15 protein-coding genes are annotated in these 15,417 nt (G+C 73.5%); 9 read left to right on the top strand and 6 right to left on the bottom strand.

Going from position 1 to position 15,417, the window contains the following annotated elements:
- Positions 1–176 precede the first annotated feature (176 nt).
- Positions 177–974 carry a hypothetical protein gene (locus CCS38_RS24685; protein ID WP_372457142.1) on the top strand — a complete coding sequence of 266 codons (798 nt, stop codon included), beginning with the start codon at positions 177–179 and terminating at the stop codon, positions 972–974.
- A gap of 43 nt (positions 975–1,017) precedes the next feature.
- On the opposite strand, the gene CCS38_RS24680 is transcribed toward CCS38_RS24685, so the two are convergent.
- Positions 1,018–1,461, bottom strand: coding sequence for a DUF3093 domain-containing protein (locus CCS38_RS24680; RefSeq protein ID WP_223735498.1), 444 nt, complete (start codon positions 1,459–1,461; stop codon positions 1,018–1,020).
- Between the two features lie 58 nt (positions 1,462–1,519).
- Between CCS38_RS24680 and CCS38_RS24675 the strand changes: the two genes are divergently transcribed.
- The 7 genes from CCS38_RS24675 (at position 1,520) to CCS38_RS24645 (ending at position 8,413) form a co-directional block, all read left to right on the top strand.
- Entirely contained in the window at positions 1,520–2,122 is a 603-nt protein-coding gene (locus CCS38_RS24675; RefSeq protein WP_223735497.1) for a PaaI family thioesterase, read from the top strand.
- Complete coding sequence (gene dut / locus CCS38_RS24670) at positions 2,119–2,667, top strand: dUTP diphosphatase (RefSeq protein WP_223735496.1); 549 nt, start codon at positions 2,119–2,121, stop codon at positions 2,665–2,667. Before CCS38_RS24675 ends, dut begins: the two co-directional genes overlap by 4 nt.
- A gap of 1 nt (position 2,668) precedes the next feature.
- Positions 2,669–3,433, top strand: coding sequence for a DUF3710 domain-containing protein (locus tag CCS38_RS24665; protein ID WP_223735495.1), 765 nt, complete (start codon positions 2,669–2,671; stop codon positions 3,431–3,433).
- Between the two features lie 432 nt (positions 3,434–3,865).
- Positions 3,866–6,412: an ATP-binding protein gene (locus CCS38_RS24660; RefSeq protein ID WP_223735494.1), complete on the top strand. Its 2,547-nt coding sequence runs from the start codon at positions 3,866–3,868 to the stop codon at positions 6,410–6,412.
- A 65-nt stretch (positions 6,413–6,477) separates the two neighbouring features.
- Positions 6,478–7,161, top strand: a complete 684-nt coding sequence (locus tag CCS38_RS24655) for a response regulator (RefSeq protein WP_223735493.1) — start codon at positions 6,478–6,480, stop codon at positions 7,159–7,161.
- A gap of 103 nt (positions 7,162–7,264) precedes the next feature.
- Positions 7,265–7,663: an OB-fold nucleic acid binding domain-containing protein gene (locus tag CCS38_RS24650; RefSeq protein WP_030260891.1), complete on the top strand. Its 399-nt coding sequence runs from the start codon at positions 7,265–7,267 to the stop codon at positions 7,661–7,663.
- Between the two features lie 3 nt (positions 7,664–7,666).
- The gene (locus CCS38_RS24645) at positions 7,667–8,413 is read left to right on the top strand and encodes a DUF3159 domain-containing protein (protein ID WP_223735492.1); all 747 of its coding nucleotides are present in this window, start codon (positions 7,667–7,669) and stop codon (positions 8,411–8,413) included.
- 77 nt (positions 8,414–8,490) lie between these two features.
- On the opposite strand, the gene CCS38_RS24640 is transcribed toward CCS38_RS24645, so the two are convergent.
- From CCS38_RS24640 to CCS38_RS24620, 5 genes are all read right to left on the bottom strand, one after another.
- On the bottom strand, positions 8,491–9,162 hold the full coding sequence (locus CCS38_RS24640) for a potassium channel family protein (RefSeq protein WP_030260896.1): 672 nt from the start codon (positions 9,160–9,162) through the stop codon (positions 8,491–8,493).
- Positions 9,159–9,827 (bottom strand): potassium channel family protein, encoded by a 669-nt coding sequence (locus CCS38_RS24635; RefSeq protein WP_223735491.1) that lies wholly within the window; start codon positions 9,825–9,827, stop codon positions 9,159–9,161. The genes CCS38_RS24640 and CCS38_RS24635 overlap by 4 nt, the downstream gene beginning before the upstream one ends.
- A 339-nt stretch (positions 9,828–10,166) precedes the next feature.
- The gene (locus CCS38_RS24630; RefSeq protein ID WP_223735490.1) at positions 10,167–10,736 is read right to left on the bottom strand and encodes an acetoacetate decarboxylase family protein; all 570 of its coding nucleotides are present in this window, start codon (positions 10,734–10,736) and stop codon (positions 10,167–10,169) included.
- 61 nt (positions 10,737–10,797) lie between these two features.
- Positions 10,798–12,414 carry a prenyltransferase/squalene oxidase repeat-containing protein gene (locus CCS38_RS24625; RefSeq protein WP_223735489.1) on the bottom strand — a complete coding sequence of 539 codons (1,617 nt, stop codon included), beginning with the start codon at positions 12,412–12,414 and terminating at the stop codon, positions 10,798–10,800.
- A gap of 1 nt (position 12,415) precedes the next feature.
- Positions 12,416–12,973 carry an EF-hand domain-containing protein gene (locus CCS38_RS24620; RefSeq protein ID WP_223735488.1) on the bottom strand — a complete coding sequence of 186 codons (558 nt, stop codon included), beginning with the start codon at positions 12,971–12,973 and terminating at the stop codon, positions 12,416–12,418.
- A gap of 321 nt (positions 12,974–13,294) precedes the next feature.
- Between CCS38_RS24620 and CCS38_RS24615 the strand changes: the two genes are divergently transcribed.
- Positions 13,295–15,412, top strand: coding sequence for an NAD-binding protein (locus CCS38_RS24615; RefSeq protein WP_223735487.1), 2,118 nt, complete (start codon positions 13,295–13,297; stop codon positions 15,410–15,412).
- Positions 15,413–15,417 lie beyond the last annotated feature (5 nt).

Here is a 15,417-nt window from a genome sequence, read left to right as displayed (position 1 = left end):
TGGCGCGCGCACCGCGCCGGGCCGGGGAGCCGACGGCTTCCCGGACGGGCGCCGCACGCATCCGCGGCCACCGGGACGACAGCGTGAGGTGAAGCTCAGTGAGACCGTTCCGCAGAGGCGAGCAGGGTGAGACCGGTCCGGCGGCCGGCGCACGAACACGCGAGGAAACCGCGCCCGTGCCCGCCGACCAGGCCGCCCTCCCCGCGGAACGGCACATCGAAGCGCTGAGGGAGCGTGGCCGTGCGGCCACGCTCGCGGCCAGATGGGGCGACCGCGCACGCAGAGGTGGTGCCGGCGCGCGGTCGGGACTCTCCTGGACCGCCGACCGGATCATCGAGAACGCCCCGCGGATCCCGGTCCGCGACCTGGCCACGCTGCGCCGCCAGTTCCCCGGACTGACCCCCGAGCAACTGGCCGACAAGCTCGTCGCAGGAGCGACGAAGGGCACCGCCACCGTCGGTGCGGGAGTGGGCGCGGCGGCCATGATGCCGGTGCCGCCCGCGATGCCGGCCGAGCTGGCCGCCGAGGTCGTCGGCGTCGCCACGGTCGAGATCAAGCTCATCGCCGAGCTGCACGAGGTGTACGGCGTGCGCCCGCAGGGCGGCCTCCGGGCCCGCGGTCTCGCCTACGTCCAGTCCTGGACGGAGGAGCGCGGCGTGGACATCGCGAAGCCCGCCACGGTGAATCTCGCGCTCGGCGGCCAGATGAAACGCGAACTGCGTCAGCAGATCATGAAGCGCATGATGCGCAACCTGCCGAGCATGACGCCGTTCATGATCGGCGCCGCGGTCGGTGCGTTCATGAACCGCCGGGACACCGCCAGGCTGGCAGCCAAGATCCGGCAGGATCTGCGCCGCCGTCAGGTCCCCTGGGACGCGCTCCCGGACCCGGCTCCGGCTCCCGCACACAAATGGCTTACGGGACGTGCAAGACCCGGCCTCCTCGGCCGCCACAAGCGCGACCAGGGCTCCTGACCGCTCCGGTCCGCCCCCGGCTTCTCCACGCCCCCCAAGCGCCTCAGGCGCGGATCGCCGCCAGCGCCGCCGACAGCTCCTCCGGATGCCGCGTCGACAGGTACACATACGGCGTCGGGTCCGCCGGATCGGCCACCTCGACCCGCACCGCCGTCGGAATGTAACTGCGCATCAGCATGAACGCGCGAGTATCGGCCTTGTACGTCCGCCAGGCCCGGGCCTCCGCCGCGTCCAGCACCTGCACCTCGCCCAGCGCCGCCGCCGGGATCTTCGCGTCCCCCGCGATCAGCGACCCTGCGACGACCCGGATGCGCGCCGAGCCGTACGAACTCACCAGGACCGCGGCCAGCGCCGCGCCGCCCACCAGCCCGCCCAGCATCGGCAGCGTCCCGAGCGGCAGCAGCATCAGGGCGCAGGCGACGCCGACGGCGACGGCGATCACCCACCAGGAGCGGGGAGCGGTGAGACGTTCTTCGTACGACTGCATGGGTCCAGCTTGGCACGTGCGCGCGCGTGCTCCGCGCGCGCGGGTAGGGTCTCCACCTGTGAGTGCAGCCGAGCCACAGAAGAAACAGACGACGCAGCTGACACCGCCCGCGGACGCCACCGCGCCGGTACGGCATCCCGAAGCGCCCGCGCCCGGCGAACTGCTCGGCGCGCACTACGACCGATGTTTCGGATGCGGCGGCGATCAGCCGCACGGCCTGCACCTGGAGGCGCGGGCAGGCGAGGGCGTGCGCGTCAGCGCGGAGTTCACCGTCAAGGAGGCCCACCAGGGCGCCCCGGGCCTCGCGCACGGCGGCGTGCTGACCACGGCCCTGGACGAGACACTCGGGTCGCTCAACTGGCTGCTGCACGCCATCGCCGTGACCGGGCGGCTGGAGACCGACTTCCTGCGCCCCGTGCCGGTCGGCACGGTCCTGCACCTCGACGCCGAGGTCACCGCGGTGCACGGCCGGAAGATCTACTCCCGCGCCGAGGGCCGGATCGGCGGCCCGGACGGCCCGGTGGCGGTCCGCGCCCAGGCGGTCTTCATCGAGGTGAAGGTCGAGCACTTCATCGACAACGGCCGGCCCGAGGAGATCCAGGCCGCGATGGCCGATCCCGACCAGCTGCGCCGCGCCCGCGCTTTCGAGGTGAACCCGTGACCCATCAGGCAGCCGTGACCCATCAGGCACAGCAGGTACGGACCCCGGTGGACGTACAGATCCGGCGGGTGGATCCGGAGGTTCCGCTGCCCGCATACGGGCACCCGGGCGACGCCGGGGCCGACCTCGTCACCACCGAGGCGGCCGAACTGGCCCCGGGGGAGCGCACGGTGCTGCCCACGGGGGTGGCCATCGCGCTGCCCGAGGGGTACGCCGCGTTCGTGCACCCCCGATCGGGCCTCGCGGCCCGCTGCGGTGTGGCGCTCGTGAATGCCCCGGGGACGGTGGATGCCGGGTACCGTGGGGAGATCAAGGTGATCGTGGTCAATCTGGATCCGCGCGAGTCCGTGCGCTTCGAGAGGTTCGACCGGATCGCCCAACTGGTCGTCCAGCAGGTCGAGAAGGTGCGCTTCCACGAGGTGGCGGAGCTTCCCGGCTCGGCGCGGGCCGAGGGGGGATTCGGGTCCACCGGCGGTCACGCGGCGGTGGACGGCGCGGGCGGGAATGGATACGCATCGGTCGGTGCCGACCGGGAAGGACAGTGACGTGTTCGGACGTCGCAAGAAGAACGAGGCTCCTGACGACGCGGTCGAGGCGGTCGATCCTGCCGAGGAGGCGACGTCGTCGGACCGGTCCGCGGACGACGAGGCTTACGGCGTGAGCCTCCCGCCGGCCCCGCGCCCCGACGGCCCCTGGGACGTCTCCGAGGTCGGCAATCCCGGCGAGGGCCGGGTGGACCTGGGCGGCCTCTTCGTGCCGGGCGTCGAGGGCATGGAGCTGCGCGTGGAGGTCGCCGGTGACGCGATCGTCGCCGCGACCATCGTGCTGCAGGACAGCGCCGTGCAGCTGCAGGCGTTCGCCGCCCCCAAGAACGAGGGCATCTGGGGCGAGGTCCGCGAGGAGATCGCCTCCGGCATCACCCAGCAGGGCGGCGTGATCGACACGGTCGACGGCCCGCTGGGCTGGGAGCTCCGCGCCCAGGTGCCGGTGCAGCTGCCGGACGGGACGAACGGCGTACAGGTCGTACGGTTCGTCGGCGTGGACGGCCCGCGGTGGTTCCTGCGCGGCGTGATCTCCGGCCAGGGCGCGGTGCAGCCGCAGGCCGCCGGGCTGCTGGAGCAGATCTTCCGGGACACGGTCGTGGTGCGCGGCGAGGGCCCGATGGCGCCCCGCGACCCGATCGTCCTCAAGCTCCCCGACGACGCGCAGATGGTGCCCGAGGGCGTCCAGCAGGACGACGCCTCGCAGTCCCGCTTCGGCGGCGGCGTGGAGCGTCTGGAGCGCGGCCCGGAGATCACCGAGATCCGCTGACCGCGCTTGCACGCACCCTTGCGGCCCGCGCCGCCCCGTACGGTCGGGGCGGCGCGGGCCGCATAACGCCGTACCGTTTCGCCCCTTCATTTCCCCATGGGGGGTGCACGAGGTCCCCTTCTCAACACAGTACTGGGCGGTACTGACAACGCAGTCGCCGTCGGCCTGTCCCGGCACGGACAACGCGGTCGCCGTCGGCCCGTCCCTGCACCGACAACCCGGTCGCCGTCGGCCCGTCCCGGCCCGGACAGCGCCCCCACCCGACCGGCCCCTCGCCTCCCTGACGAGGTCCTCACCCGTTCAGCCCATCAGAGTCGCGTCAAGACCTGGCCTCCCGGTCGCCGTAGCGGGTCTGTGGGGCGGTGGTGGTGGGTAGTGTCGGCAGCGGAAACGGCCCCGTGGTGGGCGGCTCGCAGGTAAGACAATGAGGCCATGGGACGCGGCAAGCTTCGCATTTATCTCGGCGCGGCGCCGGGTGTCGGCAAGACGTACTCGATGCTCTCCGAGGCGCACCGGCGCCTGGAGCGCGGCACGGACGTCGTCGTCGCGTTCGTGGAGCACCACGACCGGCCGCGTACGGAAGTGCTGCTGCACGGCCTGGAGGAGCTGGGGCGGCGGAGGCTGAGCCACCGGGGCACGGCGTTCACCGAGATGGACGTGGACGCGGTACTGGCCCGGCGGCCCGCCGTCGCGCTGGTCGACGAGCTGGCCCACACCAACGTCCCCGGCTCCCGGAACGAAAAGCGCTGGCAGGACGTCGAGGAACTGCTCGAAGCGGGCATCGACGTGATCTCCACCGTCAACATCCAGCACCTGGAATCACTCGGTGACGTGGTGGAGTCGATAACGGGCGTCCGGCAGCGCGAGACCGTCCCCGACGAGGTGGTCCGGCGCGCCGACCAGATCGAGCTGGTCGACATGTCGCCACAGGCGCTGCGGCGCCGCATGGCGCACGGCAACATCTACGCCTCCGAGAAGGTCGACGCCGCGCTGTCGAACTACTTCCGCCCCGGCAACCTCACCGCGCTGCGCGAGCTCGCGCTGCTGTGGGTGGCCGACCGGGTCGACGAGTACCTCCAGCAGTACCGCGCCGAGCACTCCATCCGCTCCACCTGGCAGGCCCGAGAGCGCATCGTGGTCGGTCTCACCGGCGGCCCCGAGGGCAAGACGCTGCTGCGCCGCGCCGCGCGGATGGCCGCCAAGGGCTCCGGTAGCGAGGTACTGGCCGTCTACATCGCGCGCAGCGACGGGCTCACCGGCGCCTCGCCCAAGGAGCTGGCCGTCCAGCGGACCCTGGTCGAGGACCTGGGCGGCAGCTTCCACCACGTCATCGGCGACGACGTGCCCAGCGCCCTGCTGGAGTTCGCGCGCGGCGTCAACGCGACCCAGATCGTGCTGGGCTCCAGCCGCCGCAAGGCGTGGCAGTACGTCTTCGGGCCCGGCGTGGGGGCGACCGTCGCCCGCGACTCGGGGCCCGACCTGGACGTCCACATCGTCACCCACGACGAGGTCGCCAAGGGGCGCGGCCTGCCGGTCGCGCGCGGTGCCCGGCTCAGCCGCTCCCGCGTGCTGGCCGGCTGGCTCACCGGCGTGCTCGGCCCGGTGCTGCTCACGCTGTTCCTGTACAACCTGGAGAACGGCCCGGGGCTCGCCAACGATGTGCTGCTCTTCCTGTTCCTGACCGTGGCGGCCGCGCTGCTCGGCGGGCTGCTGGCCGCGCTCGCCTCCGCCGCCGTCGGCTCGGTCCTGCTGAACTTCTACTTCACGCCGCCCACCCACAGCATCACCATCGCCGACCCCCAGAACATCGTCGCCATCGCGATCTTCTTCGCGGTCGGGGTGGCCGTCGCCTCCGTGGTGGACCTGGCGGCCCGCCGTACGCACCAGGCCGCCCGGCTGCGCGCCGAGGCGGAGATCCTGTCGTTCCTGGCCGGCAGCGTGCTGCGCGGTGAGACCACGCTGAACGCGCTGCTGGAACGGGTGCGCGAGACCTTCGCCATGGACGCGGTCTCCCTCCTCGAACGGGAGAGCGACGTCGAGCCGTGGACCTGCGCGGGCAGCGTCGGCGAGGCCGCGGCCCCGCGCCGCCCCGAGGACGCGGACGTGGACATGCCCGTCAGTGATCACATGGCCCTCGCGCTCAGCGGCCGCAAGCTGCCCGCCGAGGACCGCCGCGTGCTCGGCGCCTTCGCCGCCCAGGCCGCCGTCGTACTGGACCGCCAGCGGCTGGTCGGCGAGGCGGCGCGGGCCCGCGAGCTGGCCGAGGGCAACCGCATCCGTACCGCTCTGCTCGCCGCCGTCAGCCATGACCTGCGTACTCCTCTCGCCGGCATCAAGGCCGCCGTCACCTCGCTCCGCTCCGACGACGTGGCCTGGTCCGAGGAGGACGAGGCCGAGCTGCTGGCCGGCATCGAGGACGGCGCCGACCGGCTGGACCACCTGGTGGGCAACCTCCTGGACATGTCCCGGCTGCAGACCGGCACGGTCACCCCGCTGATCCGCGACACCGACCTGGACGAGGTCGTCCCGATGGCGCTCGGCGGCGTCCCCGAGGGCAGCGTCTGCCTGGACATACCTGAAGCGCTGCCCTTCGTGGCCGTCGATCCCGGGCTGCTGGAGCGCTGCGTCGCCAACCTCGTCGAGAACGCCGTGAAGTACAGCCCGAACGGCGCGCCCGTCACGGTCGCCGCCAGCGCGCTGGGCGAGCGCGTGGAGGTACGCGTCGTGGACCGCGGCCCCGGCGTCCCGGACTCCGCCAAGGACCGCATCTTCGAGCCGTTCCAGCGCTACGGCGACGCCCCGCGCGGCGCCGGCGTCGGCCTCGGCCTCGCGGTCTCCCGCGGCTTCGCCGAGGCCATGGGCGGCACCCTCGCCGCCGAGGACACCCCGGGAGGTGGTCTGACCATGGTTCTGACCCTGCGCGCCGCGGCCGGCCACCCGCCGGTCAGCCCCGGCCTCCCCGCCCGGGCGACGACATGACCGCGCCCGCTCCCCGTACACCGACTGCGGCGGCCGACCGGCCGTCCGCGGGAAAGGCAGGCCCGATGAACCGGGTGCTCGTGGTCGACGACGAGCCGCAGATCGTCCGCGCCCTCGTGATCAACCTCAAGGCACGCAAGTACGAGGTGGACGCCGCACCCGACGGCGCCACCGCGCTCCGGCTCGCCGCCGCCCGCCACCCCGACGTGGTCGTCCTGGACCTCGGCCTGCCCGACATGGACGGCGTGGACGTGATCAGGGGGCTGCGCGGCTGGACCCGGGTGCCGATCCTGGTGCTCTCCGCCCGGCAGACCTCCGACGAGAAGGTCGAGGCGCTGGACGCGGGCGCCGACGACTACGTCACCAAGCCGTTCGGCATGGACGAGCTGCTGGCCCGGCTGCGCGCCGCCGTGCGCCGCGCCGAGCCCACCGGGCCCGCCGACGCCGCCATCCTGGTCGAGACCGAGGGCTTCACCGTCGACCTGGCCGCCAAGAAGGTCAACCGCGGCGGCCGCGACGTCCGGCTCACCCCCACCGAGTGGCACCTCCTGGAGGTGCTGGTCCGCAACACGGGCCGCCTGGTCAGCCAGAAACAGCTGCTCCAGGAGGTCTGGGGCCCCTCGTACGGCACGGAATCCAACTATCTGCGGGTCTACATGGCCCAGCTGCGCCGCAAGCTGGAGGCCGATCCGTCGCACCCCCGGCACTTCGTCACCGAGCCGGGCATGGGCTACCGCTTCGAACAGTGATGCGTACGTGATGATGCGTACGCGGTGTCGGCCGTCCGCAGCGGTCCGTGTTCGCGGGTCCCGGCCCGTGATCCCGGGGCGAGACGGCCGGTACGCTGGCTGTATGAGTGCTGGGACCCGTTCCGAGAAGCCGGCCGGACGTTTCCGCCGGCTGCTCGACAGGCTGTCCTCCTCCGAGGAGGAGCTGCAGTCCGCCGAGCTGCAGCAGGATGCGCAGAACGCGGGCTGTACGCGGATCTGCGACTGCGACGACCGCCAGATCGTGAAGGTCACGGGTACGCTGCGGCACGTCACGCTGCGTCCCCGGGCCGGGGTGCCGGCGCTGGAGGCCGAGCTGTTCGACGGCTCGGCGGCGCTGGACGTGGTCTGGCTCGGCCGACGCGCCATCACCGGTATCGAGCCGGGCCGTAAGCTCATCGCTTCCGGCCGGATCTCCATGAGCCACGGACGCCGGGTGCTGTTCAATCCGAAGTACGAACTCCGACCGCTCGGACAGGAGTAGCCGGTGACGTCGTTCGAAAAGACGACCACGAGCAACGAGGAAGAGCCCGCCGCCGGGCATGGAAAGGCGGGCAAGGCGGCCGCCGAGAAGGCCATCCTGGAGGCGTTCGGCGGCTTCTGGGGCATGGTGGACACGACGGTCCCCGGACTGGTCTTCGTGCTGATCTACACGATCAAGCGGGACATCCACACCGCCGCGATCATCGCGCTGGGTCTGACCGTCCTGCTGGCCCTGGTCCGGCTCGCCCGGCGGGAAACCCTCAAGCACGCCTTCAGCGGCGTCTTCGGCGTGGCCTTCGGCGCGGTCTTCGCGATGATGTCCGGCGACGCGAAGAACTTCTACCTGCCGGGGATGCTCTACACGCTGGGCCTCGCGGTCGTGTACGTGCTCTCGGCGCTCTTCAAGTACCCGCTCATCGGCGTGCTGCTCGGCCCGATACTGCGCGAGAACCTCTCCTGGCGGACGCGCAACCCCGGCCGCTTCAAGGCGTACACCAAGTCCACCTACGCCTGGGGCATCATCCTGCTCGCCAAGTCCGCGATCCTCTTCCCGCTGTACTGGTGGGGCGACGCCACCCAGCTCGGCTGGGTCAAGGTCGCGCTCGGCATCCCGCCGTTCCTGCTCTGCGTCTACCTGACCTGGATCTTCCTGGCGAAGGCCCCGGCCCCGATCGATGTGATCGCGGAGATGGAGGCCAAGGAGAAGGCCGAGGCGGAGGCGAAGACCGGGGCGGACGCGACAGGCGCGTAAGCCCGTACACGGCGACCCACGCACGGCGAGGGGCCCGGAACCGCACCGGTTCCGGGCCCCTCGTACGTCCGTACCGCCTACTCCGTCGGCTTCCGCACCGAAAGCAGGTCCTCCAGCTGCTCCTCCCGCGCCTGCGCCGCGACGAACAGCAGCTCGTCACCGGCCTCCAGCGCGTCCTCCTTGTTGGGCGTGAGCACCCGGGTCCCGCGGATGATCGTCACCAGCGAGGTGTCCTCGGGCCACTCCACGTCGCCCACCTGAGTACCCGCCAGCGCCGCCTCCGGGGGCAGCGTCAGCTCGACGAGGTTGGCGTCGCCGTGGCTGAAGCGCAGCAGCCGTACGAGATCGCCGACGCTCACCGCCTCCTCCACCAGCGCGGACATCAGCCGCGGCGTGGAGACCGCCACGTCGACGCCCCACGCCTCGTTGAAGAGCCACTCGTTCTTCGGGTTGTTGACGCGGGCCACCACGCGCGGCACGCCGTACTCGGTCTTGGCCAGCAGCGAGACGACGAGGTTGACCTTGTCGTCACCGGTCGCCGCGATGACGACGTTGCACCGCTGCAGCGCCGCCTCGTCCAGCGAGGTGATCTCGCAGGCGTCGGCCAGCAGCCACTCCGCCTGCGGCACCCGCTCCACCGAGATCGCGGTGGGCGCCTTGTCGATCAGCAGGACCTCATGGCCGTTCTCCAGGAGCTCGCCCGCAATGGAGCGGCCGACGGCTCCTGCTCCGGCGATCGCGACCCTCATGCGCCTGCCTCCTCGGGCCCTTCGGCGAACGCCGCCTCGACCTTCTCCACGTCGTCGGTGCGCATCATCACGTGCACCAGATCGCCTTCCTGCAGGACGGTCTGCGAGGTCGGCAGTATCGCCTCACCCAGCCGGGTGAGGAAGGCCACCCGTACGCCGGTCTCCTCCTGGAGCCGGCTGACCTTGTGGCCGACCCAGGACGCGTCGGTGTGCACCTCGGCGAGCTGCACGCCGCCGCTGGGGTCCCGCCACAGCGGCTCGGCGCCCGAGGGGAGCAGCCGGCGCAGCATCTGGTCCGCGGTCCAGCGGACGGTGGCCACGGTCGGGATGCCGAGGCGCTGGTAGACCTCGGCGCGGCGCGGGTCGTAGATGCGGGCCGCGACGTTCTCGACGCCGAACATCTCGCGGGCCACCCGGGCGGCGATGATGTTGGAGTTGTCACCGCTGGAGACGGCCGCGAACGCGCCGGCCTCCTCGATCCCCGCCTCGCGCAGCGTGTCCTGGTCGAAGCCGATGCCGGTCACCCGGCGGCCCCCGAAAGCGGAGCCCAGCCGCCGGAAGGCGGTGGGGTCCTGGTCGACCACGGCGATCGTGTGGCCCTGGTTCTCCAGGGTCTGTGCGAGCGCGGATCCGACCCGCCCGCAGCCCATGATGACGATGTGCATCGTCCGCTTACCCCGCACTCCTCGTAGGCCCGCTGGCCTGCCTCAACACCCTGCTCACAACTTTCTTTCCGGCGTACCGGTCCGCCCGGGGCGCCCTGGCCCCGGTACCGCCCGGTCACGAGCTTATGCGGCAACGGGGGAGTTGCCCCCGCTGATGTGCGACACCACCGTAACCGGACAGCCGGAGGGAGGGAGTGCTGCCCTTCTGGCGCTGCTCTTCCGGCGCCGGCCTTCAGGCGCTGCCCTTCAGCCGGCCGGTCCGCCCGGGGACGGGCGAGCCGGCCGGTCCGAGGCGGGTCCCCGCGGGGAAGACGAAGCGGGCGGCGGAGACGGAGAGCGTCAGGCGGGGTGCCGGGGCCGCGAGGTCCGGCAGGGGCGGGTGCCAGTCCAGGACGCCGAGCCGGCCCCGGCCGAGGCGCCCCGAGACCTGCCCGCACAGGAACGTCCGTTCGCTGCCGATCCGGCCGAACCCGCTGCCGGGGGCGCGGAGGACCGGGACGCGCGCCCTGCCGTGCGGGCCCAGGCGGAGGGTCGCGACCGGCCCGCTTCTCGTGGGACGCGGACGGTCTCCGCGTCCCACGAGAAGCGGGCCATCTCCTTCGGGATGCCCCACAGCTGCCGCCCGCCGCGCAGCGACGCCGCCGAGTCCACCCAGATGCGGTGGCAGAACATCCCCACGCGGCGGCCCCGGCGGGCCGGGGAGCCGACCGCGAACTCGTCGTACCGCAGCGAGCCCTCCGTGTAGCGCGCGAGCACCAGGAGGAGCGTGCGGCGGCCGCCGACGGGGCTGAGGTCGGCGGGCAGCTCCGGCGCCTCGCGCGCGGTGAGGACGGACATCCACAGCACGCCGCGCGCCTTCCAGGGAGGCGCGGGGTAGTCCGCGGCCGGCGGTCCGGTGGGGTCGGTCACTGCGGTACTCCTTGCCGAGAGGCGGGGCGTTCACCAGGAGACGGGCAGGCTCCTCAGTCTGTCACCGGTGTGCTCCTCGCCGCGGTCCGCGCAGCGCGTCCCGGACCGCCGTGAGGCCCAGGGCCGTGAAGGCCAGGGTCTGGGCGGGGGAGTGGCTGAGCAGCGGGCGGGGGCCGTACATCTCCGGGCTGCCCGGCCAGCTGCCGTCGGCCCGCTGCGCCGAGGCCAGGTACGCGAGGGCCATGCGTGTCCCGTTGCCGGGGCCGGCCGCCCGGGAGAGCGCCGCCAGGGCCAGCCCGGTGGCCGACGGCAGGCTGCCGGTGTCCGGTCCGTGGTCCCACCCGCCGTCCGGCCGCCGGCTCGCGGCCAGGCGGGTCAGCTCGGCGCGGACCGCGCGGTGTCCGGCCGGCAGCGCGGGCGCGATCTCGCACACCGCGTAGGGCGCGCCGCGGTACCAGCTCGCGGCCCAGCCGTCGCCGCCGGATCCGGCGCGCCCGGTGTACGCGCCGAGCCAGCGGCGGGCCGCGCCGGTGGGGACGCGGTGCCGGCCGCGGTAGCGGTCCAGGGCGGTGACGGCGTGGGCGACCACGTCGGGGGCCGGCGGGTCGCCCGCCGCCTGCCAGGTGGACCACAGCCCCGCCCCGGTCTGCTGCTCGGCGAGGTGGCGGAGCGCGTGGCGCGCCGCGTCCGCCGCCTCCGGGAGGCCGGCGAGGGCGATGAGTACCGCCGCGGTGGTGTCGTTGTCGGACTCCAGCCCCTGCCGGCAGGGCCAGCCGCCGTCGGGCCGCTGGGCCGCGAGCAGGAAGTCCAGGGCGCGGGGGAGGCCCTGCACCTCGAAGTCGGGCTCGCCCCGGAACGCACGTACCGTCAGCTGGGTGTCCCACACATCGGTGTTCAGAAAGCGCCATGTCCCGTCCGGGTGCTGTGCCGTGAGCAGGTAGCCGCGGGCCCGGTACCGCGAGGTGCCGGTGGGAACGACCGCGTGCAGCGCCAGCAGCGCGAGGGATGTGCTCAGCACGTTCCCGTAGAACGAGCCGTCCGGCGCCTGGAGGTCGGCGAGGCGCCGCGCGGCCGCCTCCGCGTCCTGCGCGTCACCGAAGTACCGCTCGACGAGCGCGTGCTCGGCCAGCAGGTCCACCAGCGCCCAGGACTTCAGCCGGGACCGGCACGCCCCGTCCACGGCCGTGCGCAGGCCGGCGCGGAGCGTCCGCAGGCCGGCCGCCGTGACCGGCTCGCGCGCGGCCGCGTCCGGCGCGATCCGCTCCGCGCACGCCCGCAGGACGGCCAGCAGCCGGAGCCGGGGCGCGAAGACCGGGCCGGTGAACGCCTCCGCGGCGGGGCCGTGCCCGTCGGCCGTGCCGCAGGCCAGGCCGGCCAGCAGGGTCTCCGCGTACTGGGCCAGCGGATGGTGCGTCTGGGGGCGCGCGGTGCGCAGCCACTGGCGCGCCCGGCGGACCGCGTGCCGGGCCGCCGGGGTGGCCTCCCGGGACAGGGCCAGGCACGCCAGGGCGGTCTCCATGACGCGCGGGTCGGGCGGCGCCCGCCAGCCGCCGTCCTCCTGCTGGTGCCGCAGGCAGTGGTCGAGCGCGCGGGCGAGCATGTCGTCCGCCTGCCGGACGGGATCGTGGTGCTGCAGATCCCGGTACGCCGTGCCGGATTCCCCGCCGCGCCCGGCCATGTCAGCGGGCGGGCGGGGGCAGCGGCCCCAGCAACTGGTTTCCCGGCGCGTCCGCGTCGTCGCTCAGAAAGAACTCGCGGAGCGCCTCCCGCCATTCTTCGTGCCGGATGCGGCCGTCGTCGTCCCGGTCGAGCCGGCGGAACGCTTCCTCGCAGTCCGCGGTGTCCACGCCGACATGGGTGTAAATACGCCGGTACTCGTCCAGGCCCAGCGTCCCGTTCTTGTTCCTGTCCAGCGCGCGCATCAAGGCGTCGGCGATGGCCAGTACCGCGTCGTCGAGATTTGCGCGGGAGGAGACGAGGGACCGCATACGGCTGATGAATTCCTGCCGGTCGATGCGGGTGTCCGGGCCGGACCCCCCGGAGGGCACCAGGAGCTTCCACCACTTCTCGAAGGCGGCCCGGACCGCCGCCGCGTTCTCGTTGTCGGCCCGCGGGGTCAGTCCCGCTATTCCCTCGGCGAAACGGAAGAACCGCTCCCGCGTGAGATATCCCTGGCCTTCCCTGTCGAACATCTCGAAGAGCGCGTCGAATTTCTGGTCCTTGAGCGTGCCGGGCATGACTCTCCGCCCTTTCGTCTGCTGCCGCCGATGTGCCGCAAGGCATCGCCATGCAGCATCCGCGCCCGGCGCCGGGCTTTTCAAGCGGGCATCCGGACAGAGTGCTTTATCCGAGTCCGCAGGAATTCAGTGCGAATACAGCAAGAAATCGTGTCAGCCGGCACGAGAACTGCGTACGGGGAATTCGGCAGTGGCTGCGGAGGTTCCCGGGACCGCCGCCGGGCGCCAGGAGGCCGGACCACTGCCGGACCCCGGGAGGCCGGACCGCCGCCGGGCCCCCGGGAGCCGGGCCGGGCCGTGCCTTCGTGATCTTCGGGAGGCATGCTGGGCGACGTGTCCTCACTGTCACCCGTGCCACAGCAGTCCCAACCGACCCCGCCCACCCCGCACATGGTGGTGTGCGGCGACGACTCCCTGGCCCACCGGCTCGCCGTCGAGCTGCGGGAGGTGTACCGCGAGCAGGTCACCCTCGTCGTCCCCTCCGTACGCGACCCGCGCGGGCCCCGCGTCCCGCAGCCGGCGCGCGGCGGCCTGGGCCGGGCCGGCGCGTTCCTCGGCCGGATGACGGCCGCGGTGGGCCGCGGAAGCGCCCCGGACGACACGAGACCCGCCGACGGCCCGGGCGCGCCGGACGCCGAGGAGGAGGCCGGGCCGGTACGCGTACTGGAAGCGCCGGAGCCCGACGACGAGACGCTCACCGAAGCGGGCGTCGAGGAGGCCGGCGCGCTGGCCCTGGTCTATGACGACGACGAGACCAACATCCACGCCGCACTGCGCGCCCGCCGCATGAACCCCCGGCTCCGGCTGGTCATCCGCCTCTACAACCGCCGCCTCGGCCAGCACCTGGAAGAGCTGCTGGACCAGGCGGCCGCCGTCGTCTGGTCCGACCCCTCCGACATCGACGCCTCCACCACCGTCCTCTCCGACGCCGACACGGTCGCGCCCGCGCTCACCGCCACCGCCGTGGCCGGCACCAGCAAGGTCATCGAGGTCGACGGGCTGCTGCTGCGGGCCGTGGAACACACCCCGGGGGCGCCGTCACCGCCGCGCGCCGCCGGCCGCGGCCTCGCCACCCTCGCCCTGCTCTCCCCCTCGGCATCGGACGACACGGCGCACGAAGGCGGCCCGGCGCCGGCCCCGCCCCCGCCGGGCGGCCGGTCCCGGCACGGCGGCCGCACCGCCCACCGGCGCGCGGCCGACGACGACGGTCCGACGCTGCTGCCCGACGACGCCACCGCCGCGGCCGCCGCCGGGCGCGCCACCATCGAGCTGGAGACCGTCTCCTACCGCGGGCGCCGGCCGTCGGCCCGCCGCCTCGTAGGGCGCGGCGCGCCGCTCGGCTCGCTCTTCTCGCCGCGGCTGCGCTGGTCGATAGCCGGCCTCGTCGGCACCGTACTGACCCTGGCCGTCGTCTCGACGCTGACCACCGGCGACGACCCGCTGCACGCGGCGTACCTCTCCCTGCTGGACCTCTTCGCGATCAACGAGCCGGCGATCGACGAGGGCCCGGCCCGCAAGGTGCTGCAGCTGCTGTCCGGCCTCACCGGCCTCCTCCTGCTGCCGGTCCTGGTGGCCGCCGCCCTCGAAGCGTTCGGCACCTTCCGCAGCGCCGCCTCGCTGCGCCGCCCGCCGCGCGGCCTCTCCGGCCATGTCGTCCTCCTCGGCCTCGGCAAGGTCGGCACCCGCGTCCTGGCCCGGCTGCGCGAGCTGGGCGTCCCGGTCGTCTGCGTGGAGGAGGACCCCGAAGCGCGCGGCATCCCGCTGGCCCGCCGACTGCGGGTGCCGACCGTACTGGGCGACGCCACCGAGGACGGCGTGCTGGAAGCGGCGGGGATCGCCCGCGCCCGTACCCTCCTCGCGCTGACCAGCGAAGACAGCACGAACCTGGAGGCGTCGCTGTACGCCAGGTCGGTCAAGCCGCAGCTCCGGGTGACGCTGCGGCTCTTCGACGACCGGTTCGCCACCGCCGTCTACCGCACCCTGCGCGCCGCCCACCCCACCGCCGTCACCCGCAGCCGCAGCGTCTCCTTCCTGGCCGCGCCCGCCTTCGCGGGCGCCATGATGGGCCGCCAGATCCTCGGCGCCGTCCCCGTCGAGCGCCGGCTGCTGCTCGTCGCCCACGTCGACGTGCGCGGCCAGACCGAGCTGGTGGGCCGCCGGGCCGACCAGGTGTTCCGGGCCGGGCGGCTGCGGCTGGTGGCCGTCAACATCGGTGCGGCGCCCGACCCCGCGGAGGACCCGGAGACCATGCCGGGCCCCGGCGGGCAGCGCTGGGAGCCCGCCCGGCTGGTCCGCGACCTGCCGCCCGGCTACGTCCTGCGGCCCCAGGACCGCGTGGTCATCGCCGCCACCCGCGAGGGGCTGGGCGAGCTGCTCGGCCGCCGTCCCGGCCCCGCCGTATCCCCGCAGAGCGGATCTGCCGGAACCCGGCAGGGTTGATAGCG

The organism is Streptomyces purpurogeneiscleroticus (assembly GCF_020024005.1).
Classification (GTDB): Bacteria; Actinomycetota; Actinomycetes; order Streptomycetales; family Streptomycetaceae; genus Streptomyces; species Streptomyces purpurogeneiscleroticus.
This window is presented reverse-complemented; position numbering and strand designations above follow the sequence as displayed.